The sequence below is a fragment of the Mesorhizobium sp. M7A.F.Ca.CA.002.09.1.1 genome (assembly GCF_003998555.1).
GTDB lineage: Bacteria > Pseudomonadota > Alphaproteobacteria > Rhizobiales > Rhizobiaceae > Mesorhizobium > Mesorhizobium ciceri.
In genome coordinates this window covers 1-1219 of sequence record NZ_RZRR01001242.1, presented here as the reverse complement: position 1 = coordinate 1219, position 1219 = coordinate 1, and the positions used below count along the sequence as shown (strand labels likewise).

Sequence of the window (1219 nt, the reverse complement as noted above, 5' to 3'; positions counted from 1 at the left end):
AGACAGAATCGCGACAAAGCAGCGCAGGCTTCCGATCAGGTCAAGCCAGGCGACGTCCTGACCATCACGCTCGAGCGGCGCATCTTCATCTGGAAGGTCCTCGGCGCGGGTGCGCGACGCGGCCCGGCCGAGGAAGCCCGTACGCTCTACGAGGATATGTCGCCACCGCCCGCACCGAAGGGCGAAGCCCCTCCCGATGCAATTCCGGGGCTGCGCGAGGCCGGCAGCGGCCGCCCGACCAAGAAGGAACGTCGCCAGACCGACCGATTGCTCGGCGAAGATTGATGCCTGGCGTCCAAAAACAGGCGGCGCTTGCCAGGATAACGACGTGTTTGAAGCAAAACTGAACCCGGCAAACAGGAAGCCCTGCATGAGGTCGCCGGCCTCTGGGGCGCCGGCTGCCTGGAATTCCATTTCGAAACGCTGATGCCGACAGGAATGGCTGCCCTTGCAAGCAGCGGCCAAAGGCGTTACCTGACGGAAAAAGCCCAACAAAATGGGACGTCCCGGAGCCGACCGATGACCTATGTCGTGACCGACAATTGCATCAAATGCAAATACATGGACTGCATCGAGGTCTGTCCGGTCGATTGTTTCTACGAAGGCGAGAACATGCTCGTCATCCATCCCGACGAGTGCATCGACTGCGGTGTTTGCGAGCCGGAATGCCCGGCCGACGCGATCAAGCCCGACACCGAGCCCGGCCTCGACAAATGGCTGCAGGTCAATACCGAATATGCCGAGAAATGGCCCAACATCACCGCCAAGAAGGAACCGCCGGCAGACGCGAAATCCTTCGACGGCGAGGCCGGCAAGTTCGAGAAATACTTCTCCGCCGAGCCCGGCGAAGGCGATTGACAATACGGCCGGAAAGGCCGGTATTACGCAGGGTAAGAGGCACGTCACATTAACCGGCTTGACAGCCGGCGCCGGGTTGTGGCCTTCGCGTATGCAGCAAAACCTTGATTCTTCCGACTTTTTGTGTTACATCAGCGAAACATGCCGGTGACACAACGTCGATTTATGGCGCAGACGCCCCAAATCACTGAAAGGTGAAAATCCCATTCGGACCAGAGCGATCTGGGCCAGGCGGTCGCGATGTTGCGGTTTGCCGGTCCGGCTTTTCCGATGGGTTCATCTGTTGTGCGGCTAACGGTCGGTTTCTCCGATCGCGCGAGTTCGGGCCGGCAGGACGCCGGTACCACAACAAGGAGTTCAG

The 1219-nt window shown here is 60.0% G+C and carries 3 protein-coding genes; 2 read left to right on the top strand and 1 reads right to left on the bottom strand.

The window, feature by feature from the left end; translation table 11 throughout:
- Both EN994_RS32180 and fdxA read left to right on the top strand, forming a co-directional pair.
- A partial coding sequence (locus EN994_RS32180) for an RNA-binding S4 domain-containing protein (RefSeq protein WP_127308188.1) occupies positions 1–285 on the top strand: 285 nt, incomplete at its 5' end.
- Between the two features lie 234 nt (positions 286–519).
- The gene (gene fdxA / locus EN994_RS32175; protein WP_013529180.1) at positions 520–858 is read left to right on the top strand and encodes a ferredoxin FdxA; all 339 of its coding nucleotides are present in this window, start codon (positions 520–522) and stop codon (positions 856–858) included.
- A gap of 131 nt (positions 859–989) precedes the next feature.
- Here fdxA and EN994_RS35750 read toward each other — a convergent pair.
- On the bottom strand, positions 990–1219 hold a 230-nt coding region (locus EN994_RS35750), incomplete at its 5' end, for a hypothetical protein (protein WP_206530556.1).